This window comes from Aliamphritea hakodatensis (assembly GCF_024347195.1).
Lineage (GTDB): Bacteria > Pseudomonadota > Gammaproteobacteria > Pseudomonadales > Balneatricaceae > Amphritea > Amphritea hakodatensis.
Window position 1 is genome coordinate 3,234,169 of sequence record NZ_AP025281.1, and the last position, 18,179, is coordinate 3,252,347.

16 protein-coding genes are annotated in these 18,179 nt (G+C 52.9%); 7 read left to right on the plus strand and 9 right to left on the minus strand.

Translation table 11 applies throughout. The features are described from left to right. Positions 1-154 precede the first annotated feature (154 nt). A complete protein-coding gene (gene queE, locus PCI15_RS14965) occupies positions 155-796 on the plus strand; it encodes a 7-carboxy-7-deazaguanine synthase (protein ID WP_271270743.1) in 642 nt (213 codons plus the stop codon). Between the two features lie 479 nt (positions 797-1,275). After that, on the plus strand, positions 1,276-2,343 hold the full coding sequence (gene hisC / locus PCI15_RS14970) for a histidinol-phosphate transaminase (protein ID WP_271270744.1): 1,068 nt from the start codon (positions 1,276-1,278) through the stop codon (positions 2,341-2,343). A gap of 80 nt (positions 2,344-2,423) precedes the next feature. Here hisC and PCI15_RS14975 read toward each other — a convergent pair whose 3' ends face one another. Together PCI15_RS14975 and PCI15_RS14980 are read right to left on the minus strand one after the other, a co-directional pair. Next, the gene (locus tag PCI15_RS14975; RefSeq protein WP_271270745.1) at positions 2,424-3,332 is read right to left on the minus strand and encodes a sensor domain-containing diguanylate cyclase; all 909 of its coding nucleotides are present in this window, start codon (positions 3,330-3,332) and stop codon (positions 2,424-2,426) included. 181 nt (positions 3,333-3,513) lie between these two features. After that, complete coding sequence (locus PCI15_RS14980) at positions 3,514-3,762, minus strand: DUF1127 domain-containing protein (protein WP_271270746.1); 249 nt, start codon at positions 3,760-3,762, stop codon at positions 3,514-3,516. A 163-nt stretch (positions 3,763-3,925) separates the two neighbouring features. Between PCI15_RS14980 and PCI15_RS14985 the strand changes: the two genes are divergently transcribed. Next, positions 3,926-5,356 carry an aminotransferase-like domain-containing protein gene (locus PCI15_RS14985; protein ID WP_271270747.1) on the plus strand — a complete coding sequence of 477 codons (1,431 nt, stop codon included), beginning with the start codon at positions 3,926-3,928 and terminating at the stop codon, positions 5,354-5,356. A gap of 26 nt (positions 5,357-5,382) precedes the next feature. Here PCI15_RS14985 and rlmF read toward each other — a convergent pair whose 3' ends face one another. The 7 genes from rlmF to PCI15_RS15020 all read right to left on the minus strand — a co-directional run bounded on the left by rlmF (position 5,383) and on the right by PCI15_RS15020 (position 12,052). Then, positions 5,383-6,372, minus strand: a complete 990-nt coding sequence (gene rlmF, locus PCI15_RS14990) for a 23S rRNA (adenine(1618)-N(6))-methyltransferase RlmF (protein ID WP_271270748.1) — start codon at positions 6,370-6,372, stop codon at positions 5,383-5,385. A 134-nt stretch (positions 6,373-6,506) separates the two neighbouring features. Next, complete coding sequence (locus PCI15_RS14995; protein ID WP_271270749.1) at positions 6,507-7,463, minus strand: alpha-L-glutamate ligase-like protein; 957 nt, start codon at positions 7,461-7,463, stop codon at positions 6,507-6,509. Then, positions 7,460-9,004, minus strand: a complete 1,545-nt coding sequence (locus PCI15_RS15000) for an inactive transglutaminase family protein (protein ID WP_271270750.1) — start codon at positions 9,002-9,004, stop codon at positions 7,460-7,462. The genes PCI15_RS14995 and PCI15_RS15000 overlap by 4 nt, the downstream gene beginning before the upstream one ends. Before the next feature lie 8 nt (positions 9,005-9,012). After that, the gene (locus PCI15_RS15005; protein WP_271270751.1) at positions 9,013-9,735 is read right to left on the minus strand and encodes an ATP-dependent zinc protease family protein; all 723 of its coding nucleotides are present in this window, start codon (positions 9,733-9,735) and stop codon (positions 9,013-9,015) included. Between the two features lie 228 nt (positions 9,736-9,963). After that, positions 9,964-10,416: an NfeD family protein gene (locus tag PCI15_RS15010; RefSeq protein ID WP_271270752.1), complete on the minus strand. Its 453-nt coding sequence runs from the start codon at positions 10,414-10,416 to the stop codon at positions 9,964-9,966. A 10-nt stretch (positions 10,417-10,426) separates the two neighbouring features. Then, complete coding sequence (locus PCI15_RS15015) at positions 10,427-11,359, minus strand: SPFH domain-containing protein (protein WP_271270753.1); 933 nt, start codon at positions 11,357-11,359, stop codon at positions 10,427-10,429. A gap of 153 nt (positions 11,360-11,512) precedes the next feature. Beyond that, positions 11,513-12,052, minus strand: a complete 540-nt coding sequence (locus PCI15_RS15020) for a hydrolase (protein ID WP_271270754.1) — start codon at positions 12,050-12,052, stop codon at positions 11,513-11,515. A gap of 210 nt (positions 12,053-12,262) precedes the next feature. Between PCI15_RS15020 and PCI15_RS15025 the strand changes: the two genes are divergently transcribed. The 4 genes from PCI15_RS15025 (at position 12,263) to PCI15_RS15040 (ending at position 18,153) form a co-directional block, all read left to right on the plus strand. Continuing rightward, positions 12,263-13,111, plus strand: a complete 849-nt coding sequence (locus PCI15_RS15025) for a DMT family transporter (RefSeq protein ID WP_271270755.1) — start codon at positions 12,263-12,265, stop codon at positions 13,109-13,111. A 271-nt stretch (positions 13,112-13,382) separates the two neighbouring features. Further along, positions 13,383-14,006, plus strand: a complete 624-nt coding sequence (locus tag PCI15_RS15030; protein WP_271270756.1) for a TetR/AcrR family transcriptional regulator — start codon at positions 13,383-13,385, stop codon at positions 14,004-14,006. Then, positions 14,003-15,064, plus strand: coding sequence for an efflux RND transporter periplasmic adaptor subunit (locus PCI15_RS15035; protein WP_271270757.1), 1,062 nt, complete (start codon positions 14,003-14,005; stop codon positions 15,062-15,064). Before PCI15_RS15030 ends, PCI15_RS15035 begins: the two co-directional genes overlap by 4 nt. Beyond that, positions 15,064-18,153 (plus strand): efflux RND transporter permease subunit, encoded by a 3,090-nt coding sequence (locus PCI15_RS15040; protein WP_271270758.1) that lies wholly within the window; start codon positions 15,064-15,066, stop codon positions 18,151-18,153. The genes PCI15_RS15035 and PCI15_RS15040 overlap by 1 nt, the downstream gene beginning before the upstream one ends. The last annotated feature ends 26 nt before the right edge of the window (positions 18,154-18,179 follow it).

Genomic DNA, 18,179 nt, shown 5'->3' on the forward strand with positions numbered 1-18,179 from the left:
ACTCAAAACTAGCCCGTGGTTAAAATTTATCCAGAAAGCTTTGCCCAGTTTGGGGATTAATCGCGACCCTGAATCCGTTGCGGATTCTGCAAAAACCATTGCACAAAAATCACCCCGGTGTAGACTTGCCGGCTGCCATTCAGAGAGATTAGTTATGCGTTCCGTTTACAGTGTCAAAGAGATGTTTTACACCCTGCAGGGCGAAGGTGCTCAGGCGGGCCGTCCGGCGGTATTCTGCCGGTTTACCGGCTGCAACCTGTGGTCCGGCCGGGAGCAGGACCGTGCTAAAGCAATCTGCGACTTCTGTGATACTGACTTTGTGGGCACTGACGGTCAGAACGGCGGTAAATTCCGCAGCCCACAAGAACTGGCCAGGAAAGTGCGCAGCTTCTGGCCACTGAATAATGAAGGCATTCCCTATGTTGTCTGCACCGGCGGCGAGCCATTGCTGCAGCTGGACGAAGCACTGATTGACGCTTTCAGGGCAGAAGGTCTGGAAATCGCGCTGGAAACCAACGGCACCTTACCTGTTCCCGAAGGCGTTGACTGGATCTGCGTCAGCCCGAAAGGTGCATCTGAAATTGTCCAGACTTATGGCCATGAACTGAAGCTGGTCTATCCGCAGGCCCAGGCCATGCCGGAACGCTTCCGGGATCTTGAATTCGACAATTATTACCTGCAGCCACTGGACGATGCATTGCAGACTGCCAATACCAAAGCAGCAGTCGAATACTGCATGGCACATCCGCAGTGGAAACTGAGCCTGCAGACCCACAAATTCATCGGAATAGACTGAAAAACTGAAGATTTCAGAAAGTTTTTAAAAAAATCTGAAATTTTTTTAGTCACACGATGTCTGTTATACAGAGAAAGAATACAGTGCATTTTCAAATATTTGCCAGACATTGTTAAAAACTGCATGAAATATGACATGCAGCGAGTACATTTTTTTTGCGAAAAAATGCAAAAAAATCGAATTCGCACTGAACTTATTGAAAACTCCCTTCTCTAACTCTGTACATCAACGTTCTTGCAAGACCCCTTTATGCAGTAAAAGTAGTTTCTTCCCAGAGCTTCCCCTCTCTCGGAAGAAGCTGCTCCCCTTTCCCCCAACGACCTTTAATCACTGATTTCCAACCCACTTTTACACATTCTTTGTGCCCGGTTTGACGGCCTCTGTAAGCTGTCTGCATTCTTTGCTATCCTAGCCGGCCTGTTTATTCACGCAAGTTATGCGTGATCAGGCGTAATCAACCTTCTGAATAGTGAATCAAGATGAGTAAGTACTGGAGCCCGGCAATCAATTCGCTCACCCCTTATGTCCCCGGTGAGCAGCCAAAGCAAAGCGGTTTGATCAAACTCAACACCAACGAGAACCCGTATCCGCCATCGCCCCATGCTATCGCTGCTCTGAATGATTACCCTAAAGAGCGGCTCAAACTTTACTGTGACCCTGAAGCCACGCTGCTGAAAAATGCCCTGAAAGATTACTTCAGCCTGGAGTATAAAAATGTATTTGTCGGTAACGGTTCCGATGAAGTTCTGGCACTGGCGTTTATGGCATTTTTCCGTCAGGAACACCCGATCCTGCTGCCGGAAACCACCTACAGTTTTTACGATGTTTACTGCAACCTGTATGACATTGCCTATACCCAGCTACCGCTGGATCAGGACTTCAACATTGACCTGAAGGCATATGAGCAGCCAAACGGCGGTATTATTTTTGCCAACCCGAATGCTCCAACCGGCCGGGTACTGCCTCTGGAACAGATCGAAGCGCTGTTAAAGGTGAACACCGAATCTCTGGTCATTGTTGATGAAGCTTACATCGACTTTGGCGGTGAATCCGCGGTTGAACTGGTTCGTAAATACGACAATGTACTGGTTATTCAGACCTTTTCGAAATCCCGCAGCATGGCGGGGCTTCGGGTAGGTTATGCGCTGGGCCATGAAGATCTGATTGACGGCCTGGAACGGGTTAAGAATTCTTTCAACTCTTATCCGCTGGATAGCCTGGCTATTGCCGGTGCGGTTGCCTCGATTGAAGACGAAACATACTTCCGGGAAACCACGCAAAAGATCATCAGCAGCCGCGAATGGACCACTGAACAGCTGGAAGCGCTGAACTTCAACGTGATTCCGTCGGCCAGTAACTTTGTGTTTGCCAGCCACCAACAAATTGCCGGTGCTGACCTGATGACTTATCTGCGCAGTAAAAACCTGCTGGTGCGGCACTTCAAAAAGCCGGGCATCGAAAACTACCTGCGCATCTCCATCGGCACTGATGAAGAAATGACAGCACTGATCAGTGCGCTGCAAGATTACCCGGGCATTACCGGCTGATTTTTTTCAGGCCACACATCTGAGCAGACACAAAAAAGGCGCCACCAGGCGCCTTTTTTAATGCTTCTAAACCCGCCTGATCATGACTCAAGATCGCCAATAATGCTGTCACCCAGCGCTTTCGCTTCGCGCAGATAACTGTCAGCACGGGCATACATAATTTCGGCGTTGTCGTCCTCATCATTCAGGGTCGCCACCCCGACACTCAGGGTAAAGGGCACACTGGATACTTCAGCATCCTGCGCCAGCTCTGCAGCCATCTTCTTTACCCGGTCTGCGGCGAGAACCCCCTGCGCTTCGTTGGTTTCCGGCAACAGAATAGCGAAGTCATCTTCCCCCACCCGGGCCAGGAAGTCTGCGGTACGCTTCATCTGATTCAGTGAAACCGCCATGGCTTTCAGGATTTCATCGCCGGCATCCCAGCCATACTTATCGTTTATGTCCTGCAGGTTGTCCACACTGATGATCATCAGACTGCAGATCCAGTCATAACGCTGAGCCTGTGCCATCGACTGGGCCAGTACCGGCATCAGCGCCTGCTGGTTATACATGCCGGTCAGCAGGTCACGGTGTACCCGGGAACGTTCCCGTTCTGACTTTTTCCGCTGGGAAACATCTTCGATCCGGCATACCACACTCGGCTCATCGCCAGCAGACGGAGCCAACCGCGCTTCTACCCAGCAAGCAGTTTTCATGCCCTGATCCTTCAGATAAGGAATATGAGCAGGATCCAGGAGAATCTCTTGTGTCAGCACCTTATTATGACTGAGGGCCTGATCAATCATGCCCTGCAAGGATTCGGTAATGCTATCCGGAAAGATGTCCGCAAGATTTTTTCCCAGCAACGCATCATCGCCCCCCCAGGGTAACGAAGAGTTGCTATGAGAAGAAAAGATAACAGTTCCGGCCTGACTCAGTACCAGAACATCCTCAGAGAGTACATTCAATAGCGCATCAATACGTGACTGAAGAACATTCGATTTGTGCATTTAATCGCCTCTTATCCCTGAACAGTATACCTAAGACCTTACAATTACTTGCTAGGCGGGTGCAACTGCTTCCCTCGCCTGATCACAGTTCAGCAGCACACGATATCCCATTATGGGTTTTACAATTCAGATATTTATCGCTGACCTGAAATATTCTCAGCCATACACAGCATGCATCCCGTTATCCCCGACTGTTTTTCCAGCAGGGCTTATGTGCTTCAGACAGCGCATCAGCCCGGCTGATACCAATATCTTTCAGGGCATCATCATCCAGCATCTTTAGCTGAAGACGGCTGCGATAATTAAAAATACAGGCCGCTGAAGCCCCCCGCGTCAGTATCAGTAGGCGGCCAATTCTGGCACTTATGGCGACCAGCAGCGGTCGGCTGCGGCCTGCACGTCCTTTTAATGGGTTCACTAACGGCGTCATAACACTCTCCTTATTTAAACTGAATACAGCTTAAGGAGATATCTGATACCATTACAGATTCAAATACATAAAATAAAAACCGGTACAGATATACAAACACTGATCTGTACCGGTTAACCAGCACACAATTGTCATGCTGTAACGTCTGTACCGGAGTCACACAATGAAACTGTATGAGCAACTTGCAGATAACCTGCAGCAGCGTATAGATCAGGGATACTATCCCGGAGGCAGTAAACTGCCGTCAATCCGAGCCACCAGTCAGGAACACGGCGTCAGTATTTCAACCGTTCAGGAAGCCTATGCCCTGCTGGTAGAAAACGGGAAGGCCGAGGCCAGACCCAAGTCAGGTTATTTTGTGACACAGCAGATCAGCCCACCGCCTCTGCCACAAACCAGCCAACCAACCTTCAGGCCCATGAGCCTACCGGAGTGGCATAACCTGCTGCATATCATGGATGACTACGGAGAAGAGAATGTTTTTCAACTCAGTATTGCCGTACCTGACTGCGAAGCACCGAGCCTGAATCCTCTTCTCAAACTGACGGCTGAGCTAAGCAAAACCACGACAAAGCGGTTGTTTAATTATGACCATGTACGTGGTGCAGCCGAATTGCGCCGCCAGATAGCCCGGATGATGATCGACTCCGGTTGCAGCGTCACCCCGGAAGACATCATAGTGACCAGCGGTTGCCAGGAAGCATTGGCCAGCAGCCTCAGAGCAGTGACTGAACCGGGAGACATCGTCGTCGTAGACTCACCCAATTTTTTCGGATCCCTGCAAGCCATAGAAATGAGCGGTGTAAAAGCGCTGGAAATCCCCACTCATCCGGAAACGGGCATCAGCCTGGCTGCTCTGGAAACAGCATTACATCAATGGCCCGTTAAAGCCTGTTTACTGACCCCGACCAACAATAACCCCCTGGGTTACAGTATGCCGGATGAACATAAGCCTGCCCTGCTGGAGTTACTGGCAAAATTTGATATTCCACTGATTGAAGATGATATCTACGGCGACCTCAGCTATAAACTGCCCCGCCCCCGCAGTATCAAATCTTATGATACCGATGGCCGGGTTATTCTCTGCTCATCGTTTTCTAAAACCCTGGCGGCAGGCCTGCGCATTGGCTGGGTCTGCCCCGGCCGTTACTTTGATAAAGTCATGATGATGAAGTATGTCTCAAGTATGAGCACTGCCACCCTGAATCAACTGGCAGTGGCGGAGTTTGTCGCACAGGGATACTATGAGAAACACCTGCGTAAAATGCGCCAGAACTATCAGCGTGACAGGGATACAGTCATCAGCCTTCTCACCCGGCATATGCCCCAGAACACACGTATCAGTTACCCTCAGGGAGGTTATCTGCTGTGGATCGAACTGCCGGATGCCATTGACGCTGTTGAACTGAACCGGCGTGCTGGCCTGCAGGGAATAAACATTGCTCCGGGACCGCTGTTTTCAGCCACTCACAAATATAAAAATCACATGCGGATTAATTGCCGTAACAGTCAGGACCCAAGAATGGAGCCGGCCATAAAAACCCTGGGAACAATTGCCAACGACTTACTCATCGAAAGCTTACGGCCAGCCTGAGCAGGCTGCAAAAACAGTTTGACGGCTCAGCGCCAGCTTGCCGTCCAGGCACTTTGCTGATCCGGCGTCATAAACGTCCAGGCGATAAAGCGGCTGATTTTTTGCCCCTGCGCCATTTCAACAACCCGCACCTGAGCAGCACCCGCTTTTTTAAGCGATTGCTTCAGACGCCGGAGGGTATCCTGTTTCGACACCAGGCTGGTAAACCACAGGCATTGCCCGGCAATGTCTCTACTCTCCCGGATCATACGACCGATAAACTCAGCCTCGCCGCCTTTACACCACAATTCATTGTGCTGCCCGCCAAAGTTCAGCGGCACCGCTGCAGCGTCAGCCGAACCCTTTCCGGTCACCGAAGATTTTGACCGGGACAGATTGGTAACCTTACGCCGGGAGCCTGCCTGCGCCTCTTCAGCTGACCCGTGAAACGGCGGATTACACATCGTAAAGTCAAACTGTTCACCCGGCGCAACCAGACCGTTGAAAATACTCTCAGCACGGGGCTGTAAACGGTATTCAATCAGGGTTTTTACAGCAGGATTTGACTGCGCCACCAGGCTCGCAGCCTGAACAGACAGCGGATCAATATCACTGCCAAGCATCTTCCAGCCATATTCACGGCTCGCCAGCAACGGATAAATACCATTAGCCCCGGCACCAATATCCAGCCCCCGCAACGTTCTGCCTTTTGGCGGCTGCTGAACACCGGCGGTTTCTGCCAGCAGATCCGCCAGATGATGCACGTAGTCAACCCGGCCGGGAACCGGCGGGCATAAATACCCCTCCGGCAACTCCCAGAATGCGATGCCGTAGTGAAATTTAAGCAATGCCTGATTGAGACAGCGAACCGCCTGAGGATCTGAAAAATCAACACTTTGCCTGCCACGGATATCGGTCACAAAGCCCGCCAGTTCCGGCAGCACCTTTTGCAACGCGTCAAAATCATATCCGAAACGGTGTTTGTTGCGCGGATGCAATCCGGATTTTACCTGTTTGCCGGTCTGGGATCTGGACACTACACCTTTCCTGTTTGCTGACATGCGCGCTGTTTTGAGCAACCACTATGAGATTATCGGAGGCTGGCACCAGGGCCAGAATAAAGCCGGGCATTGTTATGCTATTCCTGCCCGGCGTCCAGCCCTTTTTTAATTTATAAAGGCGGTACAGCGAACGAACGCTGTACAAATGCCACCCTCTGCTCAGGCGACATATGGGTATCTTCCAGCGCAGAAATGGCGTCAAAGCGCTTCAGTAAGCCATTGTTATTGGCAATCTGAATCGCCAGTCCCGGACGGGCATTCAGCTCCAGCAGCATTGGCCCCTGACGCTCGTCAAGCACAATATCCACGCCAAGATAGCCAAGCCCGGACATTTCGTAACAACGGGCCGCCATGCTCAGCAAATCAGGCCAGCCCTCAATACAGATATCAGATAACAGCATGCCGGTGTCAGGGTGCTTCGCCACAGGCCGGTCATGCTGAATCGCATAACTGGCCTTGCCCGTTACAATGTCGATACCGACTCCCACTGCCCCCTGATGCAGATTCGCCTTTCCGTCGGAAGCCGCTGTCGACAACCGCATCATCGCCATGACAGGAAAGCCCCTGAAGACAATGATCCGGATATCCGGCACCCCTTCGTAACTGTAATTGGCAAACGACTCATCAAAATGAATCAGATACTCGATAATAGCCTTGTCCGGCTGACCGCCCAGCGAGAACAGCCCCGCCAGAATATTCGAGGTGTGCCGCTTGATATCCGCCAGAGATAATGACTGGTTGTTCGGCTTAAAATATTCCTGATTATCATGATCATGAATCACCAGAATACCTTTGCCGCCACTGCCCTTGGACGGTTTAATGCAAAACGCATCCTGGGTCTTCAGCAGCTCACCGATGGTACTTACCTGATGCTGGTATTCGATGACCCCCACCAGTGGCGGGACAGCCAAACCTTCAGCTATCGCCAGCTGCTTGGTCTTTAATTTGTCATCCACCAGGGGAAACAGCCGCCGGTCATTATAGCCGGAGATGTATTCAATATTTCGCTGATTCATACCCAGCACGCCCTGTTCCCGCAGACGCCGGGGGGATATAAACCAGCTCACTCTGAAGCGCCTTTGTTACGTCCGTGCAGGGCGCTGAATCTGAACAGCTCAACCAGCCGGTAACCGGTATAACTGCCCAGCAGCAACACCATTGCCAGCAACACAAGCTGCAGCCCCGGGAAATTGAACGTCAGGTGCTGCACATACTGATTAGACATCACAAGATACGCTAGCAACGCCACCAGCAGGGAACCACCGCCCTGCTTCATCACTTCACCGCCGCCTTCTTCTTCCCACAGCAAGGACATCCGCTCAATCGTCCAGGCAATGATAATCATCGGGAAGAAAATGATATTCAGCCCTTCCACAATGCGCAGGTTATAGGCGATGACAGAGAATGTGGCCGTGAGCAGTATAACGATAATGATCACCGCACTGATCCTTGCCACCAGCAACAGATTCAGCCGGGAAAGATAACTGCGGACCATCAGCCCTGAAACCACCAGCAGAACAAACCCTGCAAGGCCGGCTCCCAGCGCCGTCTGCATAAGCGCCAGCGCAATCAGTACAGGCATAAACGTACCTGAGGTACGCAGGCCGACCAGCACCCGCATCAGCATTACCATCATGACGCCTACCGGAATCAGCAGTAAGCCGCGAAACAGCTTCTGCTCTTCCAGTGGCAGGCTGTGCAGGGAAATCTGCATTGCACTGACATCTGAATACTTCTGCTCCAGCGCCTGCTGCACCGGCGCAACATCCCGCTGCATCGAGAAGCTGATACGGGTATTGCGCCCGCCTTCCAGATCAATCAGCGGCCGATCCCCCAGCTCCCAGATAAGCAACCGCTGTGGACGCCCTTCCTTTCCGGTCGCCAGATTAAAGAACGCCACCCGCTGACTTTCCGTTTCCACTTCATGAACCGTGTCATACACCATCAGATAGGCCCGGCTGTCCTGATTACGACGACTGTTTTTGAGCCGTAATGCCGTCACCTGACGGGCCGGAATCGCCGCCAGTTGCATCAGCAACATCGCCGCTTCTTCAACCGAACGTTCCTGCAATAATAACTGCACCTGCTGATCGTCAGACTGCAGTAGATTCAGTAACTGGGCCGCCATGGTAATCTGATCCGCCGCCTGCTGCCGCGCCTGTTCAATCAGCCGCTCAGCTACCAGAGCGGTGGTTTCAGACAGAATAGGCGCCGCCAGCACGTCCGGCGCATCCGGCCAGGGTCGCTGTTGCTGCTCATCCAGTAAAAACTGTGCCCGGTAGTACAAAACCTGTTTACCCACGGCCTCCTGAGTAGACCAGCGCACCGCCGGAATGTCTTCTTCTGTGAGGTAACTCAGGCCAAATCCTGGAGAAGCGGTGCTTTGTTCAAGCAGGGTAAAACCCTGCTGAGTTTCAGGAATGGCCATTTGCGCAATGACCGGCTCATCCAGTGCGGTAAATTCCACCCGGGCCTCAACACTCCAGACTTCCCGGGTTTCACCGGGCAGCCAGGGTATTTCAAGATTAATATGGCGGTATACAGCACTGCCCATGCCCAGACAGATCAATAATATGACCAACAGATAAAAGGGAATTTTCTGCTGCATACTATCTCCTAATTCGCCGGGGGAATATTAACGGCAAGCTCAGGCTTTTTCCCCAGCACATAGCGTCGGGCAACATCCACCACCATCAGATCCTTGAGCAGATTGCGCCCAACCAGCACATCGTAATTAAGGTGGCTGCGGTCTTTCAGGGTAAATTCGGCGATCTGCGTAATATTGCCCAGCTTGATGCCCAGCTTCACCACCCAGCGCTTATCTTTCTGAGAAGATGCCTGACGGATATTCGCGTAACGGACCAGCTTAAGGGACACCTCTTCATCATCCGCCAGGGTAAACCGTACCCAACGCTCACCGTTGCGCTCAAATTCTGAAATATTCCGGGCACTGATTGAGGAGGTGGTGGCACCGGTATCCATGCGGGCCTTGGCAACGCTCTGATGGCTGCCGTAGTCTATCTGAGACCACTCAACCGCCCCTACGACTGTCTTATTATTCAGCGATTTTCGCAGCTGGCCGCAGGACTGTTCTGCACTGGCAGCAACAATCATCGCCTGACGGTCTTTGGCATCCTGTTGCAGCGCCTGAGTTTCACGCTGCAACGCTTTCAGCACTTTATTCTGTGCAGCAAATTGCTCATCCATGCGCGTCTGGGTATTACTGCACTGTTCAGCAGCCTGTGCGGCTAACTGATTGGTTTCCTCCTGAAACTGCCGGGTAGCAATACATCCTCCAAGTATGAACACCGAGAGCAGGAGACATAACCCTCTCATCATAACGCGCCTCTTTCTAATTATGTGTTAACAGAACTGCCTGTCAGATGTCGGCCACACACAAAAGCATAGCCGCCCCGTATGCATCCGTCATCCGGCGACGAACATTCAGGCAGACACGTTGGGACAGCCCTTTCAAACAAACGTTCACCGCACTCAGACAATCCACCCATAAAAAAACGCCGGTTCCTGATAAGGAAACCGGCGTTCTTTTCAAACCATTCCGTGCGGTCAGTCAACCTGTCTGACAATCAGCACCATGCCCTGACTGTCAATAATCTCAATTTTGCTGCCCGCCGGGATATTTGCGTCCGCCTGAGCCCGCCACAGCGTGTCGCCGATCTGTATTTTACCCAGCCCGTTCTCTATCGGACCGGCCAGCACTAACTGACGGCCAATCAGTTGAGCAGCGCGGTCATTCAGCAGCGGCTGATCACTGCGGTCGTTGAAACGGCGGAATACACGCCAGTACAGCAAGGTAAAAATCACCGAGGCCAGTGCAAATATCAGCAGTTGCACGTGCCAGGCCATATCCGGAACAACAAATAAAATAACCGCCTGCAACAGCGCACCCAGCGCAATCCCCAGCAGAAAGCCAGCGCTGCCAAGCACCTCAAACCCCAGCAATACCATGCCCAGAATTAACCAGTGCCAGGGACTCAGCTCAGTAAAAAACTCAGACATTACCCGGCCCTTATCCTTTAATCTTAGTAGCGTTCAGCAACTCACTGATACCGGCAACCGAGCCAATCACATTGCTGGCTTCCAGCGGCATCATAATGACCTTGCTGTTTTCAGCTGACGCAACACCCTGCAGAGCCTCAACGTATTTTTGCGCAACAAAGTAATTCAGCGCCTGAGGGTTACCCTGGGAAATCGCTTCAGACACCATCTGCGTCGCACGGGCTTCTGCCTCTGCTTCACGCTCACGGGCTTCCGCTTCACGAAAAGCGGCTTCTTTATTACCTTCTGCGCGTAAAATTGCTGCCTGCTTTTCACCTTCCGCCACCGCAATTGCCGCCTGACGTTCACCTTCAGCATTCAGAATGGCTGCGCGCTTTTCCCGCTCAGCTTTCATCTGGTTGGCCATCGCTTCCACCAGATCTGCCGGCGGAGAAATATCACGGATTTCAACCCGGGTCACTTTCACGCCCCAGGGATCAGTGGCTTCGTCCACCTTCGACAACAGTGTGCCGTTAATTGAATCCCGGTTAGACAGCATCTGGTCCAGCTCCATAGACCCGACGACCGCCCGGATATTGGTCATTACCAGGTTCTGCATCGCCCGGTACAGGTCATTCACTTCGTAGCTTGATTTGGCAGCATCCAGCACCTGAAAAAAACAGACCGCATCGGTGGTGACCATCGCGTTATCTGAGCTGATAACTTCCTGTGGTGGCACATCCAGCACCTGTTCCATCATATTCTGACGGTGACCGATGGTATCAATGAACGGGATAATGATGTGAAGGCCCGGCGGCAGGGTGCGGGTATAACGTCCAAAACGCTCTACCGTCCAGCCATAGCCCTGCGGAACAACTTTAGCCCCCATGAAAATGATCAGCAGGGTCAGCATAACCAGCACAATTGCTGTTACACCGCCCTGAGTAATACCTAAATCAAACATTTTTAACTCCATTTAAACATTGTCTGAATCTGCAACCGCCCCGATGGCGAAGGCACAGAACACGTAAAACTTTCGTCGCAGCATACTAACAGCGTCTGTCGCTACTTGGCAGCTTTATCACCTGAGCCGTCAACGATAACGGCTGAAAGCCTGCTACTTAAATAAGGGTAGCAGCTGTCTGAAAGACGGGCTGGCAGCATCCTGCACCAGATCAAACAAACACATTTCCACTGACGTTGCCCGGGCACCGGCCGCCAGCATCCGTTCCAGCCCCAGCGTGCGGTTTTCCGCAGTACGGGACGATACAGCATCGGCAATAAGCTCTACCTGATAGCCATGTGACAGCAGGCTGCGGACCGACTGATACACACAGATATGTGCTTCAAGACCACAGACCAGCAGGTTAGGCCGCGCCATCGCCCGGATAGCCTCAACGATCTGCGGATTACCACAGCAGTCAAACGTGGTTTTTGTCATCGCCACCTGATCCGGGAGCAGCCCGGCGACTTCCGGCACCGTGTGCCCCAACCCCTGCGGGTACTGTTCAATATGTAACACTGGAATGCCCAGGATCTGTGCCCCCCGGACAGCAGAAGTGATGCCTTGCAACATGGCTTCGGCGTTATACATACTGCGGGCCAGCTTACCCTGTACATCAATGACAATCAGTGCGGTTGTTTCAGCGGTGAACATAGACCCTCCTGTTTTTGCTTCATTATACTGCAACTTGCCGGCATCACGGGGATACTCTTCATCTCCGTACAGGACTTAAGCCTGATAAAGATGATATAAAACAGCCTTTAACGTATTTCCGGATAACGACACTCAGACAGGGAAGTGAAATCACCGTGCCACCCCTTTATCAGTCAGCCCCCAATCCGCATTATCCGGTAACCCGCCCGTATGCATAATGAATACCTCAAAGGCGCACTGCTGACCGCACTGGGGGTAACCATTCTCAGCTTTGACGCCCTGCTGATCCGGCTGATTGACGCCCACTCCTTCGGGCTGATTTTCTGGCGTGGCAGCCTGCTGAGTCTGGTGGTATACATCTGGTGTAAAACTTACCGGCCAGCAAACAGAATACTGCAGCTGGATGCGGCCATGTTACGCTCTGCCATCCTCTTTGCCATCAGCAGTTTTTCATTTGTCACCGCCATTAAAATCACTTCAGTGGCGAATGTACTGGTCATTATCAGCGCAACCCCTATGGTTTCTGCCGTACTGGCACATATTTTCCTAAAAGAGAGATCCCCGCCCATTACCTGGATTGCCATCTTCATCTGTATGGGGGGCATTATCTGGGTACTGAGAGACGGCTGGCACAGCGGCAAAATGCTCGGCGATGTATTTGCAGTGCTCTGCTGCCTTGGCATTTCGGCTAAATTCGTGAACGACCGGCATGCCCGCTCCCGGGACATGACCCCGGCCCTCATCCTCGCCGGTATCATCATGGCCGTGATTGCCGCCGGTTTTGCCAACCCGTTTATCCTGGCACCCCGGGACTGGCTGTGGATTATTGCCCTCTGCGTGGTTGTCCTGCCCGCCGCCTTCATCCTTATTACCCTTGGCCCTATGCGGATTCCCGCCGCAGAAGTCAGCATGATGATGTTACTGGAAACTGCACTGGGGCCATTATGGGTCTGGCTGATCCTGAATGAAGTACCGCCCACATCCACCCTACAGGGCGGCTCGGTGGTGATTTTCACCCTGCTGACCCATAGCCTGCTGAGATGGCGCAGACAGCCATAACACGGGGGATTCTGTCAGCAATGTACCGACAGATCTGCGACTCCAGCCTGAGCGCTTAACAAATCGTTACAAAACTCAGCTCACGGTGAAATCGCCGTTTGATTAAAATATTTTATCTGAATGATTAAAGATTCAAATCACCGCTAAACTTGGCAAGGTGAAACGCCTGATATAGAATCGACGCACAGTTTTAAGACGACCGGTCTAATTAATAATAAAAAACTTATTATTACAACACAGTCCGGGTTAAGAAAAAGTTAAGACGCAGATCATGAACCGACCAAAACGCAATGAACATAACCGGGAAACCATCCTGCAAAAAGGCATGGAACTGTTTAACCGGCGCGGTTATCACGGTACCGGTATAAAAGAGATCCTTGATGCCTGCCAGGTGCCTAAAGGGTCTTTTTACAATTACTTCGAAAGTAAGGAACAGTTTGCCGTTGAAGTGCTGAACTACCATCACGCGCTGGAAAATGCCAAATGGCAGCATCACTTTGCCACCACCGAAGGCCGCCGACTGCAGCAGATCCGTGTCATGACAGACACCTTTGTGGATGGTTACGGACAGGACCCCAACCTGTGCGGCTGCCTGCTCACCAACCTGATGGGCGAAGTGGGTAATCTCAGCGAGTCCTTCCGCAAGGTTATTGAGGCCTCATCTGATGAAGTCATTGGCTACATCACGGAAGACCTTATCGTTGCACAGCAGGAAGGTGATGTACGAACAGATATGCCGGTTGAAGCGATGGCAAAACTGTTCTGGGACAGTTGGCAGGGCGCCCTGCTCAGAACCAAGGTCAGCGGTTCAACCCAACCCCTGCAGGAAACTGTAGATACACTTTTTACCCTTTTTAAAGCCCCCGACGGCGAAAGCCAGGAGAACAACGCATGAAGCCGATAAAACATTACCTGCTGGCCTGCGCGACCAGCCTGATACTGACACCGGGTATCAGTCTGGCCGCCGAAGAGGCTCCTCAGGGGCTACCGGCTGAAGTCGTGCATGCCACCACCACCCAGCTGGATGACACCATCGAAGTGGTAGGCAACCTGACCGCCAACGAAGCCGTTATTCTGCGCCCTGAACAGAGCGGTGTTATCCGTGAGGTGCTGTTCGAAGAAGGCAGCAATGTTAAACAGGGGCAGCCACTGATTAAACTGGACACCGCCATCTATGCCGCTGAACTGCAGCAGGCGAAAGCCCGGGTCGCCCTGAGCCAGATCGCGTTTAAACGGGCGGACAGCCTGTCAAAAAAACGGGTCGGCTCTCAGCAGGACCGCGACTCCGCACTGGCCCAGCTACGGGTTGATCAGGCTCAGCAGGCGCTGGCCGAAACCCGCTTATCCAAAATGACCATCACTGCCCCATATCCTGGCAGCATTGGCCTGCGTCAGGTAAGCCCCGGGGATTATGTTAATGCCGGCGATGACCTGGTAGAGCTGGTGGATAACCACACCATGAAAGTTGAATTCCGGGTACCGGAAAAGTTCTTTGCCCGGCTGAGACCTGGCCAGACTATCGAACTGAACAGCGATGCCCTGCGCGGCGAGTCTTTCAGCGGTGAAATCTATGCCATTTCCCCAAGCATCAACGACCGCAGCCATAACGTACTGGTTCGCGCCCGGGTACCCAATCCGGAACTGAAACTGCGGCCGGGTCTGTTTGCCAAAGTACAGATTCTGCTGGACAGCCTGGATGCTGCCGTCATGGTGCCGGAAGAAGCCATCATCCCGAAGAATAACAAGTTCTTCGTCTATAAAGTGGTCGATAACAGCATCGAGATGGTCAAGGTTGAAATTGGCCAGCGTCGCGGCGCTGAAGTGCACATTGCCAACGGCCTGAACGCCGATGACGTCGTGGTGACCGCCGGTCAGTTAAAACTGTTCCCCGGCATGCCGGTCACCCCGATTTTCGTGGATGGCAGCCAGCCTGCTGCCGGGGAGTCTGAGTAATGATCCTCTCTGATATCAGTATCCAGCGTCCGGTACTGGCCAGTGTAATGAGTCTGCTGATCCTGCTGATCGGCGCCATTGCCTATGACCGGTTAACCGTACGGGAATATCCCAAAATTGATGTACCGGTGGTGACCGTGGAAACCAAATACCCCGGCGCCAGCGCATCCATCATTGAAAGTCAGGTTACCCAGATCATTGAGGACTCACTGTCCGGCATCGAAGGGGTTGATTTCATCAGCTCTATCAGCCGCTCCGAGACCAGCCAGATCACAGTGACCTTCAAACTGGACCGCGACCCGGATGATGCGGCGAGCGATGTCCGCGACCGGGTTGGCCGGGTACGTGGCGATCTGCCCGACGACGTTGATGAGCCGGTTACCAGTAAATCTGAAGCGGATGCGCAGCCGATTATCTGGCTGGCGCTGTCGTCAGACCGCCACGATCCGATGCTCATGTCCGACCTGACCGACCGGCTGGTGAAAGATCCGCTGCAAACTGTGTCCGGCGTGGCGAACGTGTTGCTGTTCGGTGACCGCCGCTATTCCATGCGGATCTGGCTGGACCCGGCCCGTATGGCGGCCTATAAAGTCATTCCTCAGGACATTGAAGACGCCCTGAACAAACAGAACGTCGAAATTCCGGCCGGCCGGATCGAAAGTTCACAACGTGAATTCAGCGTATTGTCCCGTACGGACCTGAATACCGTCGAACAGTTCAACGACATCATTATCCGTAACGATGAAGGTTACCCGGTCCGTATTCGCGACGTTGCCACGGTAAACATTGCCCCTGAAGATGACCGTAACCTGTCACGTTTTAATGGCGAAACCGCCATCGCACTGGGTGTCGTTAAGCAATCCACGGCGAACCCGCTGGACGTGTCCAACGGCATTAAAGAACGTCTGCCGCAGATCCAGTCCAACCTGCCGGAAGGCATCAAGGTTAAGATCGCCTATGATTCATCGATCTTCATTGCCAAGTCGATTGATTCAGTCTTCAGCACCATTCTGCAGGCCAGCGGCCTGGTCGTACTGGTAATATTCTTTTTCCTGCGTAATCTGCGTGCCACCCTGATCCCGGTCATCACCATTCCACTGTCACTGATCGGTGTGTTTGCCATGATGTATTTCATGGGCTTCAGTGTGAACACCCTGACCCTGCTGGCGATGGTACTGGCAATCGGCCTGGTGGTGGATGATGCCATCGTTATGCTGGAGAACATTTACCGGCATGTAGAAAACGGTATGACCCCTATCCAGGCAGCCTTCAAAGGCAGCCGTGAGATCGGCTTTGCCGTGATTGCCACCACCCTGACACTGGTGGCTGTATTTGCCCCGGTTGCTTTCACCCCCGGCAGAACCGGCAAACTCTTCACTGAATTCTCGCTGACACTGGCGGGAGCCGTGGTGGTTTCAACCTTCATCGCCCTGACCCTGTCACCTATGATGGCTTCACGCCTGTTAAAGCATGAAAAACGCCACAGCGCCCTGTTCAACCTGGTAGAAGGCTGGCTTGTTGCCCTGAATAACGGCTATGCCACCACCCTGAAGTTCGTCCTGCGCTCCCGTGTGCTGGCACTGGCCATCATGGCGGGCAGCGTTTTTGGCAGCTGGTATTTCTATACCCAACTGCCGCAGGAACTGGCTCCCACCGAAGACCGCGGCGACATTCTCGCCATGTCCATCGCCCCGGACGGCGCATCAGTTGGCTTCGTCGACAGGTACGCCCGTCAGGTAGAGGGCATGCTGAGCGCGATCCCGGAAGGCCGCCACAACTTCAGCATCGTCGGCTTCCCGACCGAAACAAACTCCATGGCTTTCATCTCCCTGAAGCCCTGGGAAGAACGGCAACGCAGCCAGCAATCCATTGCGGCAGAGCTGACACCTCAGCTGTTTGGCGGCGTCACCGGCACCATGTCATTCGCGATGAACCTGCCCTCCCTTGGCCAGAGTTTTATCTCACGCCCGGTTGAGTTCATCATTAAGTCCAACAGTGACTATGCCGAGCTGCAGGGCATTTCTGATCAGCTGATGGGGCGGATACTGCAGAATCCGGGCTTTATCCAGCCGGATGTCGACCTGAAGCTCAACAAGCCTGAACTGGCCATTGATGTTGACCGCAACAAGGCTTCTGAAGTGGGTGTAGACATCAGCCTGATTGGCCGGACGCTGGAAACCTATATTGCCAGCCGCCAGGTAACCCGCTTCAAAAAAGGCGGCGAACAGTACGACGTCATCGTTCAGGTACAGCCTGACGAACGCAGCAACCCTGCGGACCTGAGCAACCTGTACCTGCGTAACCAGAATGACGAAATGATCCAGCTGTCGAACCTGGTAGATGTACAGGAAAGCGTTGCACCGAAGGAGCTTAACCACTTCGATAAAATGAAGTCGGTTACCTTCCAGGCAATTCTGGCCCCGGGTTACAGCGTCGGCGAAGCACTGGACTTTATTGAACAGGCGATGGCCGAAATCAGCCCCCAGACCCTGTACGATTACGGCGGTCAGTCCCGGGAGTTTAAAAACTCCAGCAACAGCCTGCTGATCACCGCTGCACTGGCCGCTATCTTTACCTTCCTGGTACTGGCGGCACAGTTCGAGAGCTTTAAGCACCCGCTGATCATCATGCTGTCTGTGCCGCCGGCGATCTTCGGGGCGGTGATGGCCCTGCACTTTGCCGGTGCGTCACTGAGTATCTACAGTAAAATCGGCCTGATCACCCTGATAGGCCTGGTCACCAAGCACGGCATACTGATTGTTGAATTCGCCAATCAGCTGCAGGAAAAAGGGGCCAGTGTCAGTGATGCGGTTCTGGAAGCAGCAACTCTGCGTCTGCGCCCTATCCTGATGACCACTGCAGCAACCGTTCTGGGCGCATTCCCGCTGGCCTTCGCCTTCGGCGCCGGTGCAGAAAGCCGCCAGCAACTGGGCTGGGTTATCGTCGGAGGAATGACCCTCGGCACAATTCTTACGCTATTTGTAATACCCACGGTATACAGTTATCTTGGTAAGCGCCTGTTCAAACAGGTTTCTTACCAGGAAACAGCCGAAGATACCGATAGCACAATTAACAGCGCCACCAAGTAAACGCTGACAGGAAAGGAAAACAAACG